The 4,032-nt window shown below is 54.3% G+C and carries 6 protein-coding genes and 2 tRNA genes; 7 read left to right on the top strand and 1 reads right to left on the bottom strand.

Translation table 11 applies throughout. The features are described 5' to 3' along the window. A partial coding sequence (locus NCN04_RS08995; RefSeq protein WP_502988775.1) for a Rossmann-fold NAD(P)-binding domain-containing protein occupies nucleotides 1-330 on the top strand: 330 nt, incomplete at its 5' end. Here the strand turns inward: NCN04_RS08995 and map are convergent. After that, entirely contained in the window at nucleotides 308-1,150 is an 843-nt protein-coding gene (gene map, locus NCN04_RS08990; protein ID WP_250395861.1) for a type I methionyl aminopeptidase, read from the bottom strand. The genes NCN04_RS08995 and map overlap by 23 nt on opposite strands. Before the next feature lie 91 nt (nucleotides 1,151-1,241). Between map and NCN04_RS08985 the strand changes: the two genes are divergently transcribed. The 6 genes from NCN04_RS08985 to gltX all read left to right on the top strand — a co-directional run. Next, a complete protein-coding gene (locus NCN04_RS08985) occupies nucleotides 1,242-1,568 on the top strand; it encodes a PepSY domain-containing protein (RefSeq protein ID WP_250395862.1) in 327 nt (108 codons plus the stop codon). A gap of 32 nt (nucleotides 1,569-1,600) precedes the next feature. Beyond that, the gene (gene rplS, locus NCN04_RS08980; protein ID WP_048348280.1) at nucleotides 1,601-2,059 is read left to right on the top strand and encodes a 50S ribosomal protein L19; all 459 of its coding nucleotides are present in this window, start codon (nucleotides 1,601-1,603) and stop codon (nucleotides 2,057-2,059) included. A 59-nt stretch (nucleotides 2,060-2,118) separates the two neighbouring features. Then, nucleotides 2,119-2,191, top strand: a tRNA-Trp gene (locus NCN04_RS08975). Nucleotides 2,192-2,230: 39 nt separating this feature from the next. Then, entirely contained in the window at nucleotides 2,231-2,419 is a 189-nt protein-coding gene (locus tag NCN04_RS08970) for an SH3 domain-containing protein (protein ID WP_006043540.1), read from the top strand. Between the two features lie 304 nt (nucleotides 2,420-2,723). Beyond that, a tRNA-Asp gene (locus tag NCN04_RS08965) sits at nucleotides 2,724-2,797 on the top strand. 19 nt (nucleotides 2,798-2,816) lie between these two features. Further along, on the top strand, nucleotides 2,817-4,032 hold a 1,216-nt coding region (gltX, locus tag NCN04_RS08960; RefSeq protein WP_250395860.1), incomplete at its 3' end, for a glutamate--tRNA ligase.

Genomic DNA, 4,032 nt, shown 5'->3' with positions numbered 1-4,032 from the left:
ATCCAGCCGGCTTTGAGTCCTGGCTATGAGTTGAGCAAGCGCTTGATCGGTGAATTGGTCAGCTTGCGTTGGAACAATCGAAGCGCGACGCAGAGTCAATCCTTGCGGCTACGCAAACTCATTCTTGGGCCGTTTCGCTCCAATCTCAACCCGATCGGAATTTTGACGTCTGCATTCGTCTCCAGACAGGTGATTTGGCAAGCAAATCTGGGGGTGAACTTGATCATCGTCACCCCCAATCCACTGACTTACTTACTAATGCCCTTCGTCGAACTGGTCAGAAGGGTTTACTGCCGGTCCCTGAGGGTCAACAATCTCCGCGATCGGTGAGGATTTCGCACCCATCAGACGTCACCACGATGGTGTGCTCCCATTGCGCGGAAAGACTGCCGTCCTTGGTGACGACCGTCCAGCGGTCCTTCAAGGTGCGACAAGCATTGCTTCCTGCATTGAGAATCGGCTCAACAGCAAGCGTCATTCCCGGACGCAATTTGACGTTAGGAAGATCGTTGGTACGGAAATTAAATACCGAGGGCTCTTCATGGAGATTCCGTCCGACTCCATGGCCGGTGTAATCCTCCACCACACTGAATTGATTGGCTTTGACGTGATCTTCGACTGCTCCAGCTATATCAAGAAGCGTGTTACCGGCACGGATCTGAGAGAGTCCAGCCATCAATGATTCTTGGGCAACTCGACTGAGTTTGCGTGCTTCTTCGGAGACGTCACCGACGCAAACGGTGATGCAGCTATCTCCGTGATATCCGTCGAAATAGGCCCCCGTATCCACTTTGAGCAAATCGCCAGCGTGGATGACTCGTTTTTTGCTGGGGATGCCATGCACAACTTCGTTGTTGATGCTGGCGCAGATGCTCGCCGGGAAGCCGTGATACCCCATGAAACTTGGGGTTGCGCCCATCTCCCTGATGCGGCGCTCAGCATGGGCATCGAGGTCCCCCGTGGTCTGGCCAGGCTCCACCAGCTGCATGATTTCGCGCAGAACGGTGGCGACGATGGAACTGGCTTTCGCCATGATTTTCAGCTCACGGGCCGATTTGATTTCCACTCCACGCCGTTGCTGGATGCGTGGGCCGGTGGCGGTGACAGTGGACCCCTTTGTGGAGGCCAGGAGGTCGGCGAACAAATTCATCGTGTTTCGGCGTTTCTTGTTTCAGGCCGTTAAAGCAAGCCGCATCGGCGGAAGCTCTACAGACAGTCTTCCTGTCACGCTATCAATTGCAATGGAGGGAACGACGGTGGCCCGCTTATTGGTTCGCGTACGCCAATGGCATCGCTTGATGGCTCCTCTTGTTGTGCTCCCTCTGCTGGTGACTGTGAGCACCGGCGTGACCTATCGGCTAGCCAAGGACTGGGGGGGGTTGAGTCGTGAGCAGGTTCATTGGTTGATGACCATCCATGAGGGCGAGTGGCTGGGGCCTGTTCTCGAACCAGTTGTGGTTCTTCTCAACGCGGTCGGCTTGTTGTGGATGCTGACAACTGGTGCCTGGCTCCTCTTGCAAAGCTTTCGAAGGCAGTGGATTGCGTTTCGGAAGGAGGCTGGGGGTTAAGCTGGTTGTTTGGCGTGTTACCAGGAGCTGGGATGGCGGTGGACCCTATAGAGACGTCTGTGGACGAAGCCACTGAGGCGACCAGCGGAACAACTGCTGTTGCTGAAAAGTCAACGGCGAAACCTTCGAAGAAGTTGAGTGCTTCCGCACTCATCAAAGAATTCGAAGACGCACAGCTCAAGAGTGATCTTCCTGAGATTTACGTCGGAGACACTGTGCGTGTTGGTGTACGTATCAGCGAGGGCAATAAAGAGCGTGTCCAGCCTTACGAGGGCGTGGTGATCGCCAAGCGCCATGGCAGTCTCAACCAAACAATCACGGTGCGCCGCATCTTCCAGGGCATCGGTGTTGAGCGGGTTTTTATGCTCCACAGCCCCCAAGTTGCTTCGGTCAAAATTGAGCGTCGCGGTAAAGTAAGGCGTGCGAAGCTCTTTTATCTTCGTGACCGAGTGGGCAAGGCCACTCGCGTGAAGCAGCGCTTCGATCGCTGAGGCTTTCGCTTCAACGAATTAATGCCATCTTTTTTGATGGTTGAGGGGTTCATCGCCTTGCGCCGTTAGTTCAGTTGGTAGAACGCAGGTCTCCAAAACCTGATGTCGGGGGTTCAAGTCCTCCACGGCGCGTCCGATGACCCCTTACTTGCAGTTTTCCTGATTTCGAGCATGGAGTTGGATCTTCAACCTGGTGATGTGGTCAAAGTGCTCGAATCAGCCGCTCTCGGCTGGGTTCGTGCACGAGTGATTCGCGTTAAGTCCGGTGGACGAGTCGTCGTTCAAAGTGATCAAGGCCGTGAATTCACGGCCAGAGGGAATCAAGTGCGTTTAATCGAACCAGCTGGATTCCGCCCTTAAGTCCAATTTCTGAGACCTCATGTAGGGAATTGATCCTCCCCTTAAGGGGGAGGATTTTTTTTGTCAACGTGTGTGAGATCGACGTGGAGGGCTTGATTCTCCAATGAGGGTTCCTTGCGCTCATCAGGGAGATGGATCTTTTCAGTTGCTTGAGCCTCAAGATCACAGCTGAAAAGCACACAAAACATTGGTCTCTCTTCGAGTGTGTTGACGGAGGGCAGGGCGGCAGTTGATACTGGCCAAGTCCGCGTGAGCGGCGAAGGTCACTCGTTGTGGGTAAAGATCCCTCAATTGAGTTCAGCCTGGGACCGTAGTTCAATCGGTTAGAGCACCGCCCTGTCACGGCGGAAGTTGCGGGTTCGAATCCCGTCGGTCCCGTTTTTATTCCTCCGGCTTAGTGACGGTTCGCGTTCGTCTGGCCCCAAGCCCCACCGGCACGCTACATATCGGAACAGCTCGTACTGCTGTTTTTAATTGGTTGTTTGCCCGTCACCAAAACGGCAAATTTTTGCTGAGAATTGAAGACACGGATAAAGAGCGATCCAAGCCAGAGTTCACAGAAAATATTCTTGATGGCTTGCGCTGGCTTGGCCTGGACTGGGATGAGGAACCGGTTATCCAAAGCGAGCGGATTGAAGCGCATCGCCAGGCCATCAGCCAATTGCTCGCTCAAGGTCTTGCCTATCGCTGTTATGCCAGTGAGCAGGAATTGGATTCCATGCGTGAAGCCCAAAGGGCTTCAGGTCAGCCTCCTCGTTACGACAACCGTCATCGCCATCTCACTGTTGAGCAGGAGGAGGCCTATCGGGCGGAAGGGCGAGAGGCGGTGATCCGTTTTCGGATTGATGATGAAGCCACCATCGCTTGGACCGACATGGTGCGCGGTCCGATGCAATGGCGCGGCGCCGATCTTGGCGGTGACATGGTGATCGCCAGACGTGCCCCTGCGACCACAGTTGGTGACCCTCTGTACAACCTCGTTGTGGTGGTTGATGACGCCGCTATGGCCATCAGCCACGTGATTCGAGGTGAGGATCACATCGCCAATACGGCTAAACAGCTGTTGCTCTATCAGGCTCTGGAGTTGAACTGTCCCACCTTTGCCCATACGCCTTTGATCCTCAACCCAGAGGGACGAAAGCTCTCGAAGCGCGATGGAGTGACCTCCATTGGTGATTTTCAGGAGATGGGTTACACAGCGGAGGCCTTAGCCAATTACATGACCCTGCTCGGTTGGTCTGTCCCGGAAGGAATGGAGGAACGATTCACGCTCCGAGACGCAGCTGAAGTTTTCAGTTTTGATCGGGTGAATAAAGCAGGTGCCAAATTCGATTGGGACAAGCTCAACTGGCTCAATGCCCAGGTTTTGCATGGTTGGTCGTCTGCTGAACTGCTTGCAGCACTTGAGCCCCGCTGGCAGCAACAAGGCTGGGTTGCTAGTGAACCTCTTTGGGCCAATGACTTAGCCGTTTTACTGGGACCTTCGCTCACCTTGATCGAAGACGGAGTGACGCAAGCCAGGCCTTTTTTTGAAGAACCTCCCTTAGAAGAAGATGGACTCAAGCAACTAGAGCAAGAGGGTTCTCGTTCTGCGCTTCAGGCTCTTCTTTCTG

This window comes from Synechococcus sp. MU1655 (genome assembly GCF_023630655.1).
Taxonomy (GTDB): Bacteria; Cyanobacteriota; Cyanobacteriia; order PCC-6307; family Cyanobiaceae; genus Synechococcus_C.
This window is presented reverse-complemented; position numbering and strand designations above follow the sequence as displayed.